The organism is Campylobacter sp. LMG 17559, from assembly GCF_024723605.1.
Lineage (GTDB): Bacteria > Campylobacterota > Campylobacteria > Campylobacterales > Campylobacteraceae > Campylobacter_D.
Map to the genome: position 1 here is coordinate 1 of NZ_JANQCZ010000085.1, position 207 is coordinate 207.

The following is a 207-nucleotide window of genomic DNA, read 5'->3' on the forward strand; positions in this document are numbered from 1 at the left end:
TGTTTCTATAAATAAAGCTTTGCGCTTTATTTCCAATAACTTGATCCTCATCTAAAGCTTCATTGTCTTTTCTAGGTTTTTTAAAGACAAGATCAGCAGAAAATCTAGCTTCTATAATGGTAGCATAAGCTGTAGGATCTCCTATTTTCTTATTACCTCTAGACAGCTTTGTTTCATTCTCTTTGCTTATCTCATACCCTAACTTTA

The 207-nt window shown here is 32.4% G+C and carries 1 pseudogene; it reads right to left on the reverse strand.

Annotated elements, in window-relative coordinates:
* Positions 1-207, reverse strand: a pseudogene (locus tag CAMP5082_RS08425) (hypothetical protein); the annotation flags it as partial.